This window comes from Corallibacter sp., from assembly GCF_048381695.1.
GTDB classification, from domain to species: Bacteria; Bacteroidota; Bacteroidia; order Flavobacteriales; family Flavobacteriaceae; genus Corallibacter; species Corallibacter vietnamensis.
In genome coordinates this window covers 652951-675270 of sequence record NZ_JBLXHI010000001.1, presented here as the reverse complement: position 1 = coordinate 675270, position 22320 = coordinate 652951, and the positions used below count along the sequence as shown (strand labels likewise).

Below are 22320 nucleotides of genomic sequence, written 5' to 3'. Positions count from 1 at the left end.
GTTTTTAGTGTTGAAAAGCTTCCAACATTTTAGTTATTTCCATTGGTGTTTTGGTAACTGCAATTCGCCCAGAACGGGTGAATTGTAAAATTCCAAAAGCACTTAATTCTCTGTGTAATAATTCTATTTCGCTACGTCTTCCTGATTTTTCAAGCACAAAAAACTCTTTATTTACAGTGACGATTCTTGAGTTGCTTTCTTTAATAATATTTTTAATTTGTCGCTCTTCAAACAGTAAATCTGATTTGATTTTGAATAGACAAGACTCTTGATAAATGGTTTCTTCTTCGGTGTGATAATAGGCTTTAATCACCTCAACCTGTTTTTCAATTTGACCAATAATTTTTTTCATTTGGTCTTCGGTTAACTTCACCACAATAGTCCATTTAGAGACATTTTCAATTTCTGAAATTGAAGAATTGATACTTTCAATATTGATATGTCTACGTTGAAATATTGCCGAAATACGGTTTAATAACCCGATATTATTTTCGGTGTAAATAGATACAGTATATATTTGGTTTTCTTGACTCATAATTAACTTAATCTTACATCTGAAACCGAAGCTCCAGTTGGTATCATTGGAAATACGTTATCTTCTTTTTCTACACAAACTTCTAGGAAGTAAGCCGAATCGCTTGCGATCATTTTTTTAACGGCATCAGCCAATTCTTCACGTTTTGTGACACGTTTAGCATCTATATGATAACCTTTTGCAATCTGAACAAAATCTGGATTAACTAATTCGGTTGATGCATAACGTCTATCAAAAAAAAGTTGTTGCCATTGGCGAACCATTCCCAAGAAATCGTTATTTAAAACAACTATTTTCACAGGAACACGCGTTTGAAAAATAGTGCCTAATTCTTGAATGGTCATTTGATAACCACCATCTCCAATTATAGCCACCACTTCGCGATTAGGCGCAGCCATTTTTGCACCAATTGCAGCTGGTAACGCAAAACCCATTGTGCCCAAGCCACCAGAAGTAATGTTGCTTTTAGACACCTTAAAATCGGCATAACGACAAGCAATCATTTGGTGCTGACCAACGTCGCTAACAATAGCGGCTTCTCCTTTGGTTTCGGTATTGATTTGTTTTAAAACTTCACCCATTGTTAAGCCTTCTTTGGTTGGATGTAAATCGTTTTTTATGACTTTTTCAAATTCTACATCATATAGCTTTTTGAACTCATTGTGCCAATTATCATGTGATTTTGCTTCTAAAAGTGGCAACAAAGCCGCTAAACTTGTTTTAGCATCACCTAAAACAGCAATGTCTGTCTTTACGTTTTTATCAACTTCAGCAGGATCAATTTCAAAATGAATGACTTTAGCTTGTTTTGCATAGGTTGCTAAATTACCTGTAACTCGATCATCGAAACGCATACCAATTGCGATAAGCACATCGCACTCGTTGGTTAATTTATTAGGTGCATAATTACCATGCATACCAACCATACCAATATTTAAAGGATGTGATGTTGGAATTGCAGAAGCACCTAAAATAGTCCAAGCCGAAGGAATTCCTGCTTTTTCAATGACAGCTTTTAATTCTTCTTCAGCTTCACCCAAAATAACACCTTGTCCCCAAACAATCATTGGTTTTTTCGCACTATTGATTAAGTCCGCAGCTGCTTTTACTTGTTCTGGTTGTGTTTCTGGAACAGGTTTATAACTACGAATTGCTTCGCAAGTTTTATATTCAAAATCGAACTCTTCAAATTGTGCATCTTTAGTAATATCTATTAACACAGGTCCAGGTCTTCCACTTTTAGCAATGTAAAATGCTTTTGCTAATACTTCTGGAATTTCAGATGCTTTTGTGATTTGATGATTCCATTTGGTTACAGGTGTAGAAATACCAATAATATCGGTTTCCTGAAACGCATCACTACCTAATAAATGTGATGCTACTTGACCTGTAATACAAACCATAGGTGTAGAGTCTATTTGCGCATCGGCAATACCTGTAATTAAATTGGTAGCACCAGGACCAGACGTAGCCATTGCTACACCAACTTTTCCCGAAATGCGCGCATAACCTTGAGCCGCATGTGTTGCTCCTTGCTCATGACGTGTTAGTACATGATGTAGTTTATCTTGATACTTATATAATTCATCATAAATTGGCATAATTGCGCCACCTGGATAACCGTAGACCGTTTCGACGCCTTCTGCTAATAAACAACGTACCACAGCTTCACTTCCAGAAATGCGTGTTGATGTTACCACTTGTTTTTCGTCTTTTGTGATTGTTTGAGTATTCTCCATAGTCTACGTATTTAAAACTCATCTGTTACGCAACCTTGCGCAGCAGATGATACTGTTCTTGCATATTTGTAAAGCACACCTCTATCAAATTTTAATTTTGGTGCTACCCACTTTTCTCTTCGTTTTGTTAATTCTTCTTCAGAAATTTCAATGTTTATTGAATTGTTTACAGCATCAATAGCAATGATGTCTCCATTTTCTACTAAAGCAATATTTCCACCTACTTGAGCTTCTGGTGAAACGTGACCAACAACAAAACCATGAGAGCCACCTGAAAATCTTCCATCAGTTATTAATGCGACATCTTTTCCTAAACCAGCTCCCATTATCGACGATGTTGGCTTGAGCATTTCTGGCATTCCAGGTGCTCCTTTAGGACCTTCGTAACGAATAATAACCACATCTCCTTTTTTAACCTTTCCAGATTTTATTCCTTCGTTAACCTCTTTTTCACTGTTAAATACATTAGCTACACCTTTAAAAAACAAGCCTTCTTTACCAGTTATTTTTGCAACAGCACCTTCTGTAGCTAGATTTCCGAAAAGAATACGAATGTGTCCTGAATCTTTGATTGGCTTATCTAATGTTTTTATGATGTCTTGTCCTTCAATAAGGTTTGGTACGTTTTCTAAATTTTCTGCGATTGTTTTTCCTGTAACGGTTAAGCAATCTTTATGAAGCATGTTATTATCTAACATGTATTTTAAAACTCCGGGAATACCACCAACGCTGTGTAAATCTTCCATAGCATATTTTCCACTAGGTTTTAAATCTGCTAATAATGGCGTAGTGTCACTTATTCTTTTAAAATCATTCAAAGTAAATTCAACTTTTGCAGCCTTTGCAATGGCCAAAAAGTGTAAAACAGCATTTGTTGATCCACCTAAAACAGTCACCAATCTGAAAGCATTTTCTAATGATTCTTTAGTAACAATGTCTGAAGGCTTAATATCTTTTTCTAAAAGCAATCGCATAGCTTCACCAGCTTTAGCACTTTCTTCTTCTTTAATATTACCACTACTTACTGCAGGGTTTGAAGAATTAAAAGGCAATGACATTCCTAAAGCTTCAATAGCAGAAGCCATTGTATTTGCTGTGTACATACCACCACAAGCTCCAGCGCCAGGACAAGCTTTATGTACTACTTCTTTATATTCTGTTTCGTCTATTGTTCCTGCAACTTTTTGTCCGTAAGCCTCAAAAGCCGAAATGATATCTAGTTTTTTTCCTTCATGACAGCCTGAAGCAATGGTTCCGCCATAAACCAAAATAGAAGGTCTGTTTAAGCGCAACATTGCCATAAGTGCTCCTGGCATATTTTTATCACAGCCAACTACAGTTACTAATCCGTCGTAGCTCATAGCTTCAACAACAGTTTCCATAGAATCTGCAATAAGATCTCTTGATGGTAATGAAAATCGCATTCCAGGTGTTCCGTTTGAAATACCATCGCTAACGCCAATGGTGTTAAAAATCAAACCTACTAAATCAGCATTTTCAGTCCCTTTTTTTGCATAAGTGGCCAATTTGTTGAGATGCATGTTGCAAGGATTACCTTCATAACCTGTACTTGCAATACCTACAAATGGTTTTTGTAAATCTTCATCATTTAAACCAATGGCATGCAACATGGCTTGTGCTGCAGGTAATGTTGGATCTTGCGTTACGGTTTTACTGTATTTATTTAGTTCACTCATTATATTTATTAATCTTCTAACCTTTTGGTTGTTCTAAAGTAATTTTTTGCAATGTTCTTTCTTTTTCATTGTAATATCCTCATCTAAACTCAACACTTTTAACAGTCATTTAAAAAACTGTAAATCAATATTTTAAATCAAAATGATTATGATGTTCAAAATTTGAATTTGATGCATAAAAAAATGCCTTCCGAAAAGAGGAAGGCATTTTTTATAAAATATTACAACAATACCATTCCTCATCGATGTGAAATAATCACAACGATAATTATAGAAATGATATTAATAATTTGTCTGTTCATTTTATATCAGCAAATATGACACGTTTATTTTAAAAAAGCAAATTATGTCTTAAATTCTAGGTAAATCACCATCGCCTTTAAGTGGTAAATCTGATTTTCCCATAAGATATTTATCTACATGATGCGCTGCTTGTCTTCCTTCGGAAATTGCCCAAACTATTAACGACTGACCACGACGCATATCACCAGCTACAAACACATTATTAACATTGGTTTGATAGTTGGTTTCTGGTGCTTTTATATTAGTTCGCATATCGGTTTCTAGCCCAAACTGTTCTACCAAAGTTGTTTCGGAACCTATAAAACCTAACGCTAAAAGTACCATATCGCAATCCCAATGTTTTTCACTATTAGGAACTTCTCGTAATTGAGGTCTTTGCCCTGGAGTATTTACCCATTCTACCTCACAAGTTACCAAACCTGTTAAGTTTCCTTCGATATCTTTTTTAAATGCTTTTGTTGAAATACTAAACACGCGCTCAACACCTTCTTTATGTGATGTACTTGTTCGTAAACGCATAGGCCAAAAAGGCCAAGGTTGAGCTTCTGGACGCTCGATAGTTGGCTTACTTAATATTTCAAAATTAGTTACACTAACTGCGCCATGACGATTACTTGTTCCTATGCAGTCACTTCCTGTATCACCACCACCAATAACAATAACACGCTTTCCTTTTGCAGAAATTTCAGCTTCTTCAAAATTTTCACCGCTAACACGTTTGTTATTTTGCTTTAAAAAATCCATAGCTTGATAAACGCCTTTTGCATCAGCTCCTTGAATTGGTAAACCACGACGAACCGTTGCACCACCACAAAGCACGACAGCATCATGTTCTTTTTTTAACGCACTTGCATCTACATTAACACCAACATGCGCATTGGTTTCAAAAAGAATACCTTCTTCTTTCATAACCTCAACACGACGATCAATGATATTTTTTTCCATTTTAAAATCTGGAATTCCATAGCGCAATAAGCCTCCTACTTTTGCATCGCGCTCATAAACCGTTACTGAATGACCAGCACGATTAAGCTGTTGCGCAGCTGCTAAACCTGCAGGTCCTGAACCAATAACCGCAACTTTTTTTCCTGTTCTAGATTTTGGTGGTTTTGCTGTAATCCATCCATTTTTAAAAGCTTCTTCAACAATGTTTTTTTCGATATTTTCAATAGTTACTGGATCTTCGTTAATTCCAAGCACACAAGCTTCTTCGCAAGGTGCTGGACACAAACGTCCTGTAAACTCCGGAAAGTTATTGGTTGCATGTAAAATTTCGGCAGCTTCTTTCCATTTTCCGTTATAAACCTTATCGTTGAAATCTGGTATTAAATTTCCTAAAGGACAACCACTATGACAGAAAGGAATACCACAATCCATACAGCGAGCACCTTGATTTTCCACACGACTTTTTGCCATTTTAACAGCAAACTCCTCATAATTTTTTAAACGCTCTTCTACAGGTTTGTAATCTTCAACCTCTCTTTTATATTCTAAAAATCCTGTTACTTTTCCCATGATTTATTGCGTTACTAATTTTTCTTGTTCTAATTTGATTAATGCCTGACGATATTCCTCTGGAAGTACTTTTAAGAATTTAGGCAAATAGCTTTCCCATTGTTCCAAAATGCGTTGCGCTAACGGACTTAACGATGCATTGTAGTGGTTTTCAATCAATTCTTTTAACAGCTTGATATCTTCTGCATCTGTAACTGGATCGATATTTAATCCTTCGCCATTACATCTACTTTCAAAAGTTTTATTTTCGTCTAAAACATAAGCGATTCCACCACTCATTCCAGCGCCAAAGTTCCTTCCTATTTCCCCTAAAATCACAGCAACTCCACCTGTCATATACTCACAACCATGGTCGCCAATACCTTCAACAACCGCTTGCGCTCCAGAATTTCTAACACAGAAACGCTCTCCTGCTTTTCCGTTGATATAAACCTCACCAGAAGTCGCACCATACAAGGTTACGTTTCCTGTAATAATGTTATCCTCCGGAACAATGGTTGAGTCTTCAGGAACACGAACAACCAATTTAGCTCCTGACAATCCTTTACCCATATAATCGTTGGTATTTCCATTGACAATCATGGTCAATCCTTTGGTTGCAAAAGCTCCAAAACTTTGTCCTGCTGAACCTGTAAAATTTAGGTTCAACGTGTTTTCAGGTAAGCCTTGAGCACCATAAATTTTGGACACTTCGTTACTTATTATTGCTCCAACAGCACGATTTACATTTCGGATATTGAAATCTAAATATGTTTTCTCCTTACGGAATAACGCTGGATGCGATTTCTCAATAATTTTAAAATCTAAATGCTTTTCTAAATCGTGATCTTGCGTTGTTATATTATATAGTTTTGTTCCTGGTTTTGCAGGTACTTGATAAAGAATTGGTGTTAAATCTAAACCTTTAGCTTTGTAATGCTCGATAGCTTTTGTTCGACTTAATTTTTGCACTTGACCAACCATTTCATCAACGGTTCTAAAACCAAGTTTTGCCATGATTTGACGTAATTCTTCAGCAATGAAATACATGTAATTTACAACGTGTTCTGGTTTTCCTTTGAACTTTTTACGAAGCTCTGGATTTTGCGTTGCTATTCCAACAGGACATGTATTAAGATGACACACGCGCATCATGATGCAACCCGAAGCCACTAAAGGTGCTGTTGCAAAACCGAATTCTTCAGCTCCTAACAAACACGCTATCGCTACATCTCGTCCTGTTTTTAATTGTCCGTCACATTCTAAAACCACACGATTTCTCAAATCGTTCATTACCAATGTTTGTTGCGCTTCAGCAATTCCTAATTCCCAAGGTAAACCTGCATGTTTTAAAGATGTTAGTGGTGATGCTCCTGTTCCGCCATCAAAACCTGAAATTAAAACAACATCTGCTTTAGCTTTTACAACACCAGCAGCAACTGTTCCTACTCCAACTTCTGAAACTAATTTCACGTTAACACGCGCTTCTCTATTAGCAGATTTCAAATCGTAAATAAGTTGCGATAAATCTTCAATAGAATAAATATCGTGATGTGGTGGTGGCGAAATCAATCCCACATAAGGTGTGGAGTTTCTTGTTTTAGCAATTGCCGGATTTACTTTTGGTCCTGGCAATTGTCCGCCTTCACCTGGTTTTGCACCTTGCGCTATTTTAATTTGTATTTCGTTAGCATTGGTTAGATAGTTAGAAGTCACGCCAAAACGACCTGAAGCCACCTGCTTTATTGCACTGTTTTTCCAGTCGCCAGCAGCATCTTTATAAAAACGTGTTTCATCTTCACCACCTTCTCCAGAGTTACTTTTACCACCAATACGATTCATTGCAATGGCTAAATTTTCATGAGCTTCTTTACTTATAGAACCATAAGACATTGCCCCTGTTTTAAAACGCTTCACGATTTCCGTCCAAGGCTCAACTTCTTCAATAGGAATTGGATCATAATTTGTAAATTCAAACAATCCACGAATAGTCATTAATGCTTTGGATTGATTGTTTACCAACTCTGAATATTCTTTATAGGTTGTTGGATTATTCTCTCTAACTGCTTGCTGCAATTTTGCAACCGATAATGGGTTAAACATGTGCTTTTCGCCATTACGTCTCCAACGATATTCGCCACCAATTTGCAAGTCTAAATCGCCAGCAATATCCTGTGTTTCAAAAGCCTCTTGATAGCGTTTGTAGATTTCTTTTTCAAGCTCCATAAGTCCAACGCCTTCAATTCGTGTTGGTGTATTAGGAAAATATTTATTTACAACATTTGAGTTGATTCCGATACATTCAAACAGTTGCGCACCTCGATAAGAATTTAATGTTGAAATCCCTATTTTGTTCATCACCTTTAAAATTCCTTGACCAACGGCTTTGTTGTAATTTTGAATAGCTTCTTCAAACTCTAAATTTAAATCTGGCAAATGACTTTCGATAATTTCATTTACCATATACGGATTGATTGCGCTAGCTCCAAACCCAAACAATAGTGCAAAATGATGCACTTCGCGAGGTTCGGCAGACTCAATTATCAAACTTACTTTAGAACGTTTACCTAAACCATACAAACCATGGTTTACATAAGAACAAGCCAATAAAGCTGGAATTGACGCTTTTCCTTGAGTGACATTTCTATCAGAAAGCACAATAATACTCACGCCATTATCTATAGCTTTTGATGCTTGCTGCACTAATCTTTCAAGTGCTTTTTCTAGACCATTTGCACGTTCATTCACATCATAAAGCATTGAAATAACCTCAACACTATAATCTTCTTTGCCCTTGTAATTAATGAGTTTATCTAAATCTTGTTTTGAAATAACCGGATTTTGAATTTTTAATTTTCGGCAGTGCTTTTCGTTAATATCAAACAGATTGTAATCGCTACCAAGTGTTAAACTGATATCTGTAATCATTTCTTCTCGAATACCATCTAAAGGCGGATTGGTAACCTGCGCAAACAACTGCTTAAAATAATTATAGATTAACTGCGGACGCTCTGACAACACTGCAACTGGCGTATCAGAACCCATTGAACCAATTGGCTCTTTTGCTTTGGATGCCATTGGCAGAATAATGGTATTTACATCTTCTTGCGTGTATCCAAATATATGCTGACGCGTGTTTAGTTCAATTTCGTTATGCGTGATTTCGTAATCACTATACTTTATATCTTTTAGTCTGGTTAAATTTTCATCCAACCACTTACGATAAGGATACTTACTAACGATTTTATTTTTGATTTCTTCGTCATTTACAATACGACCTTCGTTCATATCAACCAAAAACATTTTCCCTGGTTCTAAACGCCCGTGATATTCAACATTTTCAGGCTTTATATCCATAACTCCAGTTTCAGAAGACATAATCACGTAACCCGATTTTGTAACCGTATATCTCGATGGTCTCAATCCGTTTCTATCTAAAACCGCACCTATATAATTTCCATCCGTAAACGGAATAGACGCAGGACCATCCCAAGGCTCCATAAGACAAGAGTTGAATTCATAGAAGGCTTTTTTCTCGTCAGACATGTCCTTGTATTTTTCCCAAGCTTCTGGCACCAACATCATCATAACTTCAGGAAGCGAACGACCAGTCATTAATAACAATTCTACAACCATATCCATTTGAGCAGAATCTGACTTCCCATTTAAAACCGTTGGAAAAATCTTTTTTATATCTGGTCCAAACCAATCGCTTTGCATAAGTTCTTCACGAGAAAACATACGCGACACATTACCACGACGTGTATTGATTTCACCATTATGACACATATAACGGAACGGTTGTGCTAAATCCCAAGTTGGAAATGTATTAGTAGAAAATCGTTGATGCACCAAAGCCAGTTTAGCATCCAATAACGGATTCATTAAATCCTTATAATATAAACTGATGTCTTCGGGCTTTAAAAGTCCTTTGTATATAATGGTTTTTGTAGATAAGCTTGGAAAGTAGAAATATGACGCTTGTGATAGTTTTGACCCATAAATATCATGCTCTGCAATTTTACGCGCAGCGAAAAGTTTTAAGTTGAACTCAAACTCGGTTTGCTCATCGCTTGCCTTACCAACAAACACCTGCTTTATAGAAGGCTCTGCAGTTGCAGCAACTTGCCCTAAAACTGAACTATCTACAGGCACATTTCTCCAGCCCAAAATTTTAAGTCCCTGATTATTTATAGCATCCTCGAAAACATTAATACAATATTGCATTTGGTTTTCCTTTTTTGGTAAAAACATATTACCAACAGCATAACCGCCTAACTCTGGAAGATTAAAATCACAGCTTTCCTTAAAAAACACATGAGGCACATCAATTAAAATACCTGCGCCATCTCCTGTTTTTCCGTCTGCATTTACAGCTCCTCGATGTTCAAGTTTAACAAGAATTTCTAACGCTTTGTGAATAATATCATTAGAGCGATTTCCTGTTAAACTACAAATAAATCCTGCTCCACAATTATCGTGTTCAAACTCTGGTAAATATAGTCCTTGTTTTTCTAGCATGTTTTCTTGGTTTTTTTCAACTGTGATTAACTAATATAGGAGGTAATACTTAACTATCAATGAGAGAGTTTCATTATTATGAGTTTGATATTTTAAGCTTTATTTTTTTTTATTTCAATAAAAAAGAGGTGTATAAATTACAATATCAATAATGAATTTTATTCAACAAAATCATTTTTAAAGTAAATTAAAATTACATTTTAATCAATTTAAACAAGAAAAATCATCGTTTTTTTAGCATTTATATAAATATAATACAATATAAATGTCATTTTATCAACAAAAACCACAACACCAAACAACAACCCTAAAATAAAAAGGGTTAATATTTAAAGCATCAACATAAATACATATTTAACCCTATTTTTTATAGGGTTAAATATTTTTTATAGATTTACGATTCAACTCAAAAATCATAAAATGAAAAAAATTGAAGCCATAATAAGGAAATCTAAATTTTCCGAAGTTAAAGACGCTCTACACAAAGTTGGTGTTAATTTTTTTTCCTACTGGGATGTCACAGGATTAGGAAACGAGAAAGAAGGTCATGTATACAGAGGCGTAAGCTACAGCACTAGTGATATCCAAAGAAGGTATTTATCTATAGTAGTTAATGATGATTTTGAAGAAATAACTATTAAGACCATTCTAAACTCTGCTGCAACAGGCAATGTTGGAGATGGAAAGATTTTTGTTTCAGACATCAAGGAAACCTATAGAATTAGAACCGGAGAAAAAGGCGGAGAAACACTTAACTAACCAAGAAAAATCAACTAAAAAAAATGGAAACACTTACAATAAACAATGTATGGATGATGATCTGCACAGCTCTTGTTTTCTTTATGCATTTAGGATTTGCTCTTTTAGAAATAGGACTCACAAGACAAAAAAACACTCTCAACATACTTTTTAAAAACATATTTATAATAACAATAGGCTTACTACTTTACTATATAGTTGGTTTTAATTTAATGTACCCTGGATTTACAGAAGACTCTACTGGCATTTTAGGCTTTGCTGGATTTGGCCTAGAGGCTCCATTAGCGTCTGGAACTTTAGATCTCACCTACAATAATGGCTATACGTACTGGACAGACTTCTTATTTCAAGGAATGTTTGCCGCAACAGCTGCCACAATAGTTTCTGGAGCTGTAGCAGAGCGTATTAAAATTGCGCCATTTATGATTTTTACCTTGGTCTATGTTGGAATTGTATACCCAATTGCAGGCTCTTGGAAATGGGGTGGCGGTTTTTTACAAACATTAGAAACTCCCTTTTATGATTTTGCAGGTTCTACTTTAGTTCACTCTGTTGGAGGATGGGCTGCATTAGTAGCTGTTTGCTTACTAGGAGCCCGCATCGGAAAATTCAAAAACGGCACTATTCAAGCAATACCAGGACACAACATACCTCTTGCCACTGCTGGAGTTTTAATATTATGGTTAGGTTGGTTTGGTTTTAACGGAGGCTCTGTTCTTTCAGCAGATCCCACACTTACATCTATCACACTAGTAACAACCTGCCTTGCCGCTGCTTCTGGAGGCGTCATATGCGCTATTGTTTCTTTTGCAAAGTTTAAAAATCTCGATTTAACTATGTTTTTAAACGGCATTTTAGGAGGCCTTGTTAGTATAACTGCAGGCGCTGATGTCATGAGCCCTGGAGACGCCATCATTATTGGAGCTATAGGAGGCGCAATTATTGTATTTGCCGTGTCATTAATTGACAGGCTAAAACTTGACGATCCTGTTGGAGCTATTGCCGTACATTTAATTTGCGGAATTTGGGGCACTTTATCTGTAGGAATTTTTGGATCTCTTGCTAGTGTAAATCAATTTATAAGTCAACTTATTGGTATTGCTGCCTATGCTTTAATATGTATTGTCACATCATTTATTATTCTATTTACTCTAAAAAAGACAATGGGCTTAAGAGTTTCTGAAAAAGAAGAACTTGAAGGTTTAGACATTCACGAACACGGTATGGATGCATACCCTAACTTTAGGCTTAACGAACACTAACTCCCTACATAAATACTCAAAAAAACTCCGAAGTTAACATTCGGAGTTTTTTATTTTTAAAGTCTGCTAAGACTGTTTTTTAGTAATAATATTATTTGTATTTTTGACGACTGAAAAACAGAGGAAAAATTTGTCTGATTGCAACCTCATAAAAAAATGCTAAAGCAGTTACCTACTTCTCTAGCTATTTGCAATCTATTTTTCTCAATATTAATAGACAAAAAATAAAAGATTATGTCATATTTATTCACTTCAGAAAGTGTTTCTGAAGGACACCCTGATAAAGTTGCAGACCAAATAAGCGATGCCTTAATAGACAACTTTTTAGCATTTGATAAAGAGTCTAAAGTTGCTTGCGAAACACTTGTAACAACCGGTCAAGTTATATTAGCAGGCGAAGTAAAATCTAACACCTATTTAGATGTTCAACAAATAGCTCGAGATGTTATTAATAAAATAGGATACACCAAAGGCGAATATATGTTTGACGGAAACTCGTGCGGCGTACTATCAGCAATACATGAGCAGTCTGACGACATAAACCGTGGTGTAGATCGCGCTACAAAAGAAGAGCAAGGCGCTGGAGACCAAGGCATGATGTTTGGATATGCTACTCGCGAAACCGAAAACTACATGCCATTAGCTCTTGATTTATCTCACAGAATTTTAAAAGAGTTAGCTAAATTACGTAGAGAAAATAAAGACATCACCTATTTGCGTCCAGATTCAAAAAGTCAAGTAACTATTGAATACAGTGACGATAACATTCCGCAACGTATTGTAGCAATTGTAGTTTCTACACAGCATGATGATTTTGGCACAGACGAAGTCATGTTATCTAAAATAAGAAAAGATATTGTTGATATTTTAATTCCTCGTGTAAAAGCGCAGCTACCAGAAGACATTCAAAATTTATTTAATAACGAGATTACTTATCACATAAATCCAACAGGAAAATTTGTAATAGGCGGACCTCACGGAGACACAGGTTTAACTGGTAGAAAAATTATTGTTGATACTTACGGCGGAAAAGGTGCTCATGGTGGTGGCGCATTTTCAGGTAAAGACCCTAGTAAAGTAGATAGAAGTGCCGCTTATGCAACCAGACACATTGCTAAAAACCTTGTTGCAGCTGGTATTTGTGATGAAGTTTTAGTTCAGGTAAGCTACGCCATTGGTGTTGTTGAACCTATGGGTATTTTTATTGACACTTATGGCACTTGCCCATTTAATATGACTGACGGAGAAATAGCTCAAAAAGTATCTGAAATTTTTGATATGCGCCCTGCTGCTATTGAAGAACGTTTAAAATTACGTCAACCTATGTATAGCGAAACTGCTGCTTATGGACACATGGGAAGACAAAACGAAACTATAACAAAAACATTTTCTCAACCAAATGGAGAAAACATCTCTCTTGATGTTGAATTGTTTACTTGGGAAAAACTAGATTATGTTGACAAAGTAAAAACAGCCTTTGGCTTATAATCAAATATAGAAATAAAAAAAGCCTGCTAGTTGCAGGCTTTTTTTTGTGGGGAGAGCAGGATTCGAACCTGCGAAGACATAGTCAGCAGATTTACAGTCTGCCCTCGTTGGCCGCTTGAGTATCTCCCCATAAGCGGATGGCAAAAATATTACTGTTTTTTTATTTTAACAATAAAAAATGCATTTTTATTTAAAAAAATATCATCACACAAAAAAGCCTTCTTGTTTTAAGAAGGCTTTTTTGTGTTTTATAAATTGTAAATCATTCTAAATGTGACATATCGCGGCTGTATATAGTAGTTGCTTGTACTAACAGAAATATTACTAGTATTACTTTGACTTTGCGCTTTTGTATTTAAAAGATTGGTTGCTTTTACTTCAAATTCCCATTTAGAGTCTTCATCTTTTCTATAGGATAATGATGCATCCCAGAAATCAAAGCTATTTAAGCTTGTATCTTCATTTCTAAAATCATTGTAAGTATACTCTGTTCTAAATGTAAATGATTTCAAGAAAAGTGCATCAACTTCAATAGAAGGTGCTTTTGTATAGAATTTTGATCTACTATTTCCTTGATCGTTATCCTGAATTGTATACTGATAACCTAACTCAACATTTGGTGCTGTTTTAAAATTGGTTCGCAATTCAGCGCCATAAGTTTGTGTATAGTTTTCGTTCACAGATCTATCTCCTTGAATAAACTGATTAAATTTAGAATAGTTAAAACTACCTCTCACACTAGCTTGCAGCTTACCAAATCGTCTTTGAAAACGCCCATTAGCAGTTAATGTTTCATCTGCATAAGGTGAGTTAAATGGCGAATTACTTCTAATGACACTTTCAAAATTTGTCAAATTTCTTATTTGATCTATGCTACTACTATAATTAATATTTGCAAACACATTAGTATAGTTAAACATATTAAAACTAAAATAAGACAGACTTAAATTGTGAGACAACGCATTTTCTAATTCTGGGTTACCATAAAAAAGTGAGTTATAGTTATTCATTACATAACCTCTAGCAAAATTTGAAACATCTGTAAACTGCGTTTGCATTCTATAATTAAACACAATTTGTTCACTTTTCTTTAATTGAATACGCGTATCAAAATCAGGTAATATTCTGATAAAATTATCTGTATACTTTTCACCAAATTGCTCATTATTTACATTGTATGAATGCAGAGAAAAACCAGGAGTAAATGTAAAAATTCCAGCTTTAAGTGTATAATGAACACCTAAATATACATCTGTAAAGTTATAAGTAATATCATTACTAGCTAACCCATCATTATCAGCTGGAGTTGGCAAAATAGATGTTCCATTATCTAAAAACTGAAATAGGTTAGAATTAAATTTTTGGTTGCTATAAATGGTTCCTAGTGTAAAATTTAAATTACTTTTTTGATTTAACACATTCCAGTAATCTAGTTTTGCATCTAACTGATTAGACTTAACACGTTTTTCTTGATCTACATTATAAAAAGACTGATCTAAATCTAAACCTAAATTGTTTGCTGTGTTAAAATATGAATCTGCATTGCCAGATCCGTCAGCATTTTCTAAAACAGCATTATAAAAAGGATCTTCATCTTGAAGCAAGTGTTGCGCCTCAAAAGAAAAAATATTATTCTCGTTTAGTGTATAATAGTAGTTAAGATTTTGGTTTATGCTAAACGGGCTAGAACCTTCTGTCTCTTGTGTTGAACCAACTACAGATGAATATACATTTTGATTTTGAGACTCTTTACTAACTCTTGCTAACACATCATAATCTATCTGGTTACTTGCGTTAGGCTTGTATACCGCACTTAATTTTAACATACCCAAATCACTATTTTGCACAGTGTTACTTTGTGTTGTTTCATCAGGAATTCCTAAATCATTATCGGTATAAGTAACGGCATTATCTTGCTGAAGCTCTGTTTTTGAGTTAGAAAAAATTGCAAATCCACTTAAATCTAAAGTCTCCTTTGGAGAATAGCTAAAGTTTGCAGCCCCAAATTTTGTTTCAAGACTTTTTGCTCTGTTATTTTGAAGCGACAAAAACCCTAGAGCATTTCCTCCTAAATTAATATTAGTTCCACTTTGCCTGCTAGGCATTTGAAATCCGCCAGAAAAATTCCAATAATCTCGACGTGTAAATGCAGGATCTCCAATATTATTTATATCACCAATAACATTAACACTGTATTTTGGACTGTAATAAAATAGTTTGGGCTGAACTAAATACAAACCATCATCATCTGCCACGCCTACTCCTGCCGTTACATTACCAAACCAAAAACTTTCTTTTCCTTCTTTTAATTTAATATTGATAGCAACATTATCTTGATTGTTTGTTACACCACTTAATTGACTAACGGAAGAATAATTTTTTAAAACCTGAACTTTATCAACCGCGTTTGACGGAATATTTTTTGTTGCTAATTTGGAGTCTCCGTCAAAAAAATCTTTTCCTTCAACCATAACTTTAGAAACAGATTTACCCTCAACGGTTATTTGCCCTTCATCATCAACTTCTACGCCTGGTAAGTTTTTTAAAACATCTTCCAGTTTACGTTCAGTTCCTGTGCTAAAAGAGTCTGCATTATAAACAATGGTATCTCCTTTTACTGTTACAGGCATCTCATAAACCAGTTCAACCTCATCTAATGAATTATCATTTTGCAGTGAAAAATCTTTGGATATGGTTTCATTTTTTGTAGATAATGCCTCTTCGGCAGTTTTCATACCAATATAACTTACCTGAAGCTTGTAGTTTGTATTTGCCTCTAATGATAGCTTGTAACGACCTTGCTCATTAGTAATACCGTAAGAATCTAATTTGTTAGTTTCTTTATTAATAGCGATAACATTGGCAAGTTCTAACAGGTTTCCTATGCTATCTTTTACAACACCTTCTACTCTAACTTGAGAAAAAGCTGTGCTTGCCACTAAAAGCAATAGTAGTGTGATATATTTCATTAATTACTGTTTTTTTGCGGTTGATTAATCAGTTTAGAAAAAAATTAGCGTCTGCCGCCACGACCACGACCGTACATTTCTCGCATTTCTTCCATTTTCTTTTTTATAATACTATTGTACTCTTCTTGCGTAACTTCTTTTCCTTTTGATGGTTTCTTTATATCATCTTTTTCATCTGGATTTAGAACAATTTTAGAGCATAAAATAGTTGTTCTATCTGCATTTATCTCTAATATCAAACCCGGTAATCCCCAATATTCTCCTGGGCCATTGTTTACAGGAATTTGCGGCGTATACCATGCTGTTACTAAAATCTCTTTAGGGACTTCAATCTCACTCATTGGATCATCAGATGCTTTTGTTGAGTCTTTTTTCTTTTCATCATCTCTATCACGCCTTCTCATGCTTCTAAAATCCATTTCGTCTACTTTTTTTGTAGCTGTAGCTTTAAAACACGTATACTGACCTATTTGTTTTGTTTCTCCAGTCATATCCCATTTTAAATCTGGTAAGGAATCATTGATTAAAAATTGTTTACCAAAAAACTCTTGCTCTTGAAGTATTTGCTTGTCTTTTACATTTTTATATTGTGCGCCTCCTGTAAAACTTCCCATCATTCTAAAGCCACGACCACCAGCACCTGGAGCTTCCAACTTTTCTTCTTCTTTGTACATAGACTCAAACTTGTTAAACGTTAGAATATATGTTTTCTCAAACATACTTTTCATACGCTCAGCAATCATCTTTTTTTGTTGCTCACTCATTTCTCTTCTTCCCCAGTTATCCATATCAACTGTGGTTTTAGATTCGTAGTATGCTTTTCCTTGGAAGTCTTGAGCTAATAGTGAATTACTAAATAATACAGCTATAGCAATACATAGTTTGATAGAAATTGATTTCATTTTTTACGTCTAATTAGTTTAGTTAAGAATACCCTTATAACTCACTTTAGACACACAAAGCCGCTAAAAGTTTAATTACTATGTGTTAAAATATTACTAAAAAGACTAACCTCCTATTCTAATTTCTATTTGCTGTCCATTCCCTTTACCTCTTTTAGGACTATATTGTTCTTTCATTTCTTCGAGCTTTTTCTCCATAATGCTATCAAACTCTTCTTTAGTCACTTTTTTACCTTTTTTAGGCTCAGTGATTTCAACTTCATTTTTTGGATTAATCACTATCTTACTACAAATAACCGTTTCAGAACCATCATTAACTTCAAGAATTAAACCTGGAAGCCCATAATAATCACCAGGTCCATTGTTTACAGGAATTTGCGGCGTATACCACGCTGTTATTGTTACATTTTCCATTTCAGGTTCTTTTTCTTCATCTAAATCTTTATCACCATTAACGCTAATACCTCCAACAATTTTTGGTCGCTCGCGAGTTATGGTTGCTTTATAGCAAGTGTATTCGCCAATGTTTTTAGTCTCTGAGCCAAATTGCCAATCAAGTTTTTTTAGTTTGTCTTTTATCAAAAAGATTTTTCCAAACACATCATTTTGATTAGTGTAGCGTTCTTCTTTTGTGTTTTTATACAGTATATCTGCTCCTCCTGTGTTTATCATTACTACCTCCATTCCACCAGCTTGAGGAGCTCCCAGCGATTCTTCTTCTTTATAAACCGATTCCTCTTTATTAAACGTGAGTATGTATGTTTTTTCAAACTGCTTTTTAAGCATATCCATCATTTTTTGATGCATTTCTGAACTCACTTGTGTGCTATCTAATTTTACATTTACTTTTCGTTTTGACTTATAAGTTGCAACTCCTGTAAATTCTTGAGCTCTTGCTTGCGTCACAAATAGCACCAATGCTAAAACAGCTATTCTTGTTAATGTATTCATTTTTTATTTGTTTAATTATTACAACACAAACTTATTGCAACGATACATTGATTATAGTTAACCAGTGTTAACGAGTGTTAACCGATTAGTTTTTATCTACTTTAACATTTACTTTTGACCTATGAATGATTCTAGATACCGAATAATATTATACTTCATAGTTACCGTAATACTCAGTACTATTGCGATACAAGTGTATTGGAATTATAAAAACTATTTAGCCAACAAGCAACAGCTTATTAAAGATGTTCAGGTGAGTTTAGATAAAGCTGTTGATGATTATTATGTTAACCTTGCAGAACAAACCACCATTGGATTTGCTTTTGAAGGTAATGACAAGGACAACTTTTTTGCCGAAGACCATAAGTTTGACTCCATTTTAAAGCAAATTGATATTACTCAAAAAAAGTTTAAAAACCTTGATAGCCTTAATCTTGAAACTACTGATGGTATTTCTATTTACAGAGGTGCTAATGTAGATTCGATTTTAAATGCAAAATGGGATCACAAAAAGCTGAATTCTATTGACATAAAAAAAGACTCTATAAAAGTAAAAGGGTTTGAATTACTTACGTCTAAAGTTGTTATTTCAATTTCAAATGACACGCTTGATGTTAAAAAAATTGACAGTTTAATAACTACTGACTTATCTCAAAAAAACATCACTATTGATTACACACTTGATTTTAATAGAGACAAAACAAAGAAGGCAAAAGACACTATAACCGATTCAAAAAACATTTTAAACGTTGCTTCAAAATCTACATTATTACCTAAAGGAAGCTCTCTAAATTTAAGTTTTGAAAATCAAACAAAGCTTATTTTAAAACGCATTTTTGGTGGTATTTTAATTTCCACATTGTTAATTCTGGCAGTGATAAGCTGTTTGTTTTATTTACTTAAAATCATCAAGCACCAAAAACAATTAGCTGAAGTAAAAAATGACCTCATTAGCAACATTACACACGAATTCAAAACACCTATTGCAACCATTGGTGTTGCACTTGAAAGCATTCAAAACTTTAATGTTATTGAAGATAAAGCTAAAACAAAAACGTATTTAGATTTATCAAACACGCAGCTTTCAAAATTAAACACAATGGTTGAAAAGTTACTAGAAACCGCTACACTTGATAGCGAAAATCTTGAGCTCAACAAAGACACTTATAACATCTCGGAAATTTTGACCACGAGTATTGAAAAACATCAACTTAACAGTGACAAAACCATAACTTTCAATATACCTGAAAACATTTCGGCAAAAGTAGATGTGTTCCATTTTGAAAATGCCATCAATAATATTATTGACAATGCTATAAAATATGGTGGAGATGCGATTTCAATTTCGCTCGAGCAAAATCATTTTGCATTTACCATTACTATTTCTGACAATGGCAACACGTTAACCAAAGCTAATAAAGACAAGATTTTTGAGAAATTTTACCGAGTTCCTAAAGGCAACACTCATGATGTTAAAGGCTTTGGAATTGGACTGTATTACACCAAGAAAATTGCAGAAAAACACAACGGAACTATCACTGTTGATTTAAAAAATAACATCACCTCATTTAAAATAACATTACCAAATGCCTAAAACCACTATTTTATTAGCCGAAGATGAGCCAGCACTTGGTAAAATTATTAAGGAAAGTCTTGAAACCAGAGACTTTAATGTTATTCTGTGTGATAATGGCGAAAAAGCATTTGAAAAATACCAGTCTGAAACTCCTGAAATTTTAGTATTGGACGTTATGATGCCCAAAAAAGACGGATTTACATTAGCTAAAGACATTAGAGCAATTGATGATACAATTCCTATTATTTTTTTAACTGCCAAATCGCAAACACAAGATGTTGTTGAGGGTTTTACCATAGGTGGAAATGATTACCTAAAAAAACCGTTTAGCATGGAAGAGCTTATTGTGAGAATTAACAATTTGCTAAACAGAACACAGGCACAAAAAACTTCAGAAATATTACAAATTGGAGGTTACACATTTGATTTCCCAAAGCAAACACTTCAATTTAACGCTGAAGAAAAATTACAACTCACACATAGAGAAGCGCATTTACTATTTCATTTAATTAAAAACAAAAACCAGGTTTTAGATAGGTCAATCATCTTGAATAAACTTTGGGGGAATGACGATTTTTTCTCTGCAAGAAGCATGGATGTTTTTATTAGTAAGCTTCGAAAAAAGCTTCAATCAGACACAAATATTCAAATTTTAAACGTTCGTGGCTTTGGTTATAAATTAATATGTTAATTTATAGTTTGATTTTTGTAATTTTCAACCATGATGAAATGGCTTAAATATATCTTTTTACTTTTTTCGGTTACTGTAGTTAGCCAAAACACCATTGATTTATCTTTTGTAAAAAAATCCCCTTTATCTGTTTCGGTTATTTCTGGCATAGATAATTTTGGTACCATTTACTACACAAACAATAATGCCTTTTACAAAAAAACACCTGAAAAAACCACGAGTTACAGCAACATACAATTAGGCGCTATCACTTCTACAAACACTTTTAATCCTTTAAAAATTAATCTTTTCTATAAAGATTTTAATACTGTTATCATTTTAGATAATCGCCTTGCTGAAATTTTCAAAATAGACTTTAACAACACCGAGCCTTATAAAAACGTGAGTCATATTTCTACAGGAAATGACAACACTCTCTGGATTTTTAATCAAGATTTACAAAAATTAGAACTCTATGATTACAAATCTAAAACCACAAGAGTTGCTACTATTCCTGTAACATCAAATGTTCTTGATTTAAAAAGTGATTATAATTTTTGCTGGCTTCTAACAGAGAAATTCCTTTATAAGTATAATTACTTTGGTAGCCTTTTAATGAAAACACCTAATTCTGGTTATACAGCTATTTCGGTAAGTAATGAAAATGTTGTTTTAAGTAGTGACATATCACTTTATTACCTTGATAAAAAGTCAGAAAAAATGACAACTATCAAAACTCCTGAATTGTTAATAAAACAGTTTTTATTGAATAACGAAACCTTGTATATTTACGACTCTAAAGTTCTACATGAATTCCAACTAAAAACAAAATAACTTATGCACGTTGCTGTAGCAGGAAACATTGGTGCTGGTAAAACCACACTCACAAAATTACTAGCTAAACACTACAATTGGGAACCACAATTAGAAGACGTTGTAGACAATCCTTATTTAGACGATTTTTACAACCAAATGGAACGTTGGAGTTTTAACTTACAAGTATATTTCTTGAACAGTCGTTTTCGTCAAGTAAATCAAATTAGAGAAAGCGGAAAAGATATTATACAAGATAGAACCATATATGAAGATGCTCATATTTTTGCTCCAAACCTACATGCCATGGGCTTGATGACAAATAGAGATTTTGAGAATTATAGATCTCTTTTTGATTTAATGGAATCGTTTGTTCAAGGACCGGACTTACTTATTTATTTACGCAGTTCTATTCCTAATTTGGTATCTCAAATTCATAAACGCGGACGTGATTATGAGAATTCTATTAGCATTGATTATTTAAGCCGACTTAATGAACGTTATGAAGCTTGGATTCATGGTTACAACAAAGGTAAATTACTTATAATTGATGTTGATAATTTAGATTTTGTTAGCAACCCAGAAGACCTTGGTTACATCATCAATAAAATAGATGCAGAAATAAACGGTTTATTCTAATA

Annotated in this window: 15 protein-coding genes and 1 tRNA gene; 7 read left to right on the top strand and 9 right to left on the bottom strand. The window is 34.2% G+C overall.

Going from position 1 to position 22320, the window contains the following annotated elements; translation table 11 throughout:
* Window positions 1-4 precede the first annotated feature (4 nt).
* From ilvN to gltB, 5 genes are all read right to left on the bottom strand, one after another.
* Complete coding sequence (gene ilvN, locus ACN5J3_RS03110) at window positions 5-535, bottom strand: acetolactate synthase small subunit (RefSeq protein ID WP_418510733.1); 531 nt, start codon at window positions 533-535, stop codon at window positions 5-7.
* Window positions 536-537: 2 nt separating this feature from the next.
* Window positions 538-2274 carry a biosynthetic-type acetolactate synthase large subunit gene (gene ilvB / locus ACN5J3_RS03105; RefSeq protein ID WP_418510732.1) on the bottom strand — a complete coding sequence of 579 codons (1737 nt, stop codon included), beginning with the start codon at window positions 2272-2274 and terminating at the stop codon, window positions 538-540.
* A gap of 11 nt (window positions 2275-2285) precedes the next feature.
* Window positions 2286-3971 (bottom strand): dihydroxy-acid dehydratase, encoded by a 1686-nt coding sequence (gene ilvD / locus ACN5J3_RS03100; protein WP_418510731.1) that lies wholly within the window; start codon window positions 3969-3971, stop codon window positions 2286-2288.
* Window positions 3972-4322: 351 nt separating this feature from the next.
* Window positions 4323-5789, bottom strand: a complete 1467-nt coding sequence (locus ACN5J3_RS03095) for a glutamate synthase subunit beta (RefSeq protein WP_418510730.1) — start codon at window positions 5787-5789, stop codon at window positions 4323-4325.
* A 3-nt stretch (window positions 5790-5792) separates the two neighbouring features.
* Window positions 5793-10289, bottom strand: a complete 4497-nt coding sequence (gltB, locus tag ACN5J3_RS03090; RefSeq protein WP_418510729.1) for a glutamate synthase large subunit — start codon at window positions 10287-10289, stop codon at window positions 5793-5795.
* Window positions 10290-10709: 420 nt separating this feature from the next.
* Here gltB and ACN5J3_RS03085 point away from each other — a divergent pair, with 420 nt between their 5' ends.
* The 3 genes from ACN5J3_RS03085 (at window position 10710) to metK (ending at window position 13798) form a co-directional block, all read left to right on the top strand.
* Window positions 10710-11048 carry a P-II family nitrogen regulator gene (locus ACN5J3_RS03085; protein ID WP_417291327.1) on the top strand — a complete coding sequence of 113 codons (339 nt, stop codon included), beginning with the start codon at window positions 10710-10712 and terminating at the stop codon, window positions 11046-11048.
* Window positions 11049-11071: 23 nt separating this feature from the next.
* Complete coding sequence (locus tag ACN5J3_RS03080; protein WP_418510728.1) at window positions 11072-12310, top strand: ammonium transporter; 1239 nt, start codon at window positions 11072-11074, stop codon at window positions 12308-12310.
* 234 nt (window positions 12311-12544) lie between these two features.
* Entirely contained in the window at window positions 12545-13798 is a 1254-nt protein-coding gene (metK, locus tag ACN5J3_RS03075; protein ID WP_418510727.1) for a methionine adenosyltransferase, read from the top strand.
* Between the two features lie 47 nt (window positions 13799-13845).
* On the opposite strand, the gene ACN5J3_RS03070 is transcribed toward metK, so the two are convergent.
* From ACN5J3_RS03070 to ACN5J3_RS03055, 4 genes are all read right to left on the bottom strand, one after another.
* Window positions 13846-13927 (bottom strand) — tRNA-Tyr (locus ACN5J3_RS03070).
* Window positions 13928-14046: 119 nt separating this feature from the next.
* Window positions 14047-16767 carry a carboxypeptidase-like regulatory domain-containing protein gene (locus ACN5J3_RS03065; RefSeq protein ID WP_418510726.1) on the bottom strand — a complete coding sequence of 907 codons (2721 nt, stop codon included), beginning with the start codon at window positions 16765-16767 and terminating at the stop codon, window positions 14047-14049.
* Window positions 16768-16811: 44 nt separating this feature from the next.
* Window positions 16812-17669 (bottom strand): GLPGLI family protein, encoded by an 858-nt coding sequence (locus tag ACN5J3_RS03060; RefSeq protein ID WP_418510725.1) that lies wholly within the window; start codon window positions 17667-17669, stop codon window positions 16812-16814.
* A gap of 105 nt (window positions 17670-17774) precedes the next feature.
* Complete coding sequence (locus ACN5J3_RS03055) at window positions 17775-18620, bottom strand: GLPGLI family protein (protein ID WP_418510724.1); 846 nt, start codon at window positions 18618-18620, stop codon at window positions 17775-17777.
* A 121-nt stretch (window positions 18621-18741) separates the two neighbouring features.
* On the opposite strand from ACN5J3_RS03055, the gene ACN5J3_RS03050 reads away from it, so the two are divergent.
* From ACN5J3_RS03050 to ACN5J3_RS03035, 4 genes are read left to right on the top strand one after another with little or no spacing between them, the layout of a single operon-like run.
* On the top strand, window positions 18742-20214 hold the full coding sequence (locus tag ACN5J3_RS03050) for a sensor histidine kinase (RefSeq protein WP_418510723.1): 1473 nt from the start codon (window positions 18742-18744) through the stop codon (window positions 20212-20214).
* Window positions 20207-20887: a response regulator transcription factor gene (locus ACN5J3_RS03045; RefSeq protein WP_418510722.1), complete on the top strand. Its 681-nt coding sequence runs from the start codon at window positions 20207-20209 to the stop codon at window positions 20885-20887. Before ACN5J3_RS03050 ends, ACN5J3_RS03045 begins: the two co-directional genes overlap by 8 nt.
* Window positions 20888-20917: 30 nt before the next feature.
* Window positions 20918-21700 carry a hypothetical protein gene (locus ACN5J3_RS03040; protein WP_418510721.1) on the top strand — a complete coding sequence of 261 codons (783 nt, stop codon included), beginning with the start codon at window positions 20918-20920 and terminating at the stop codon, window positions 21698-21700.
* 3 nt (window positions 21701-21703) lie between these two features.
* Window positions 21704-22318, top strand: a complete 615-nt coding sequence (locus ACN5J3_RS03035; RefSeq protein ID WP_344728066.1) for a deoxynucleoside kinase — start codon at window positions 21704-21706, stop codon at window positions 22316-22318.
* Window positions 22319-22320 lie beyond the last annotated feature (2 nt).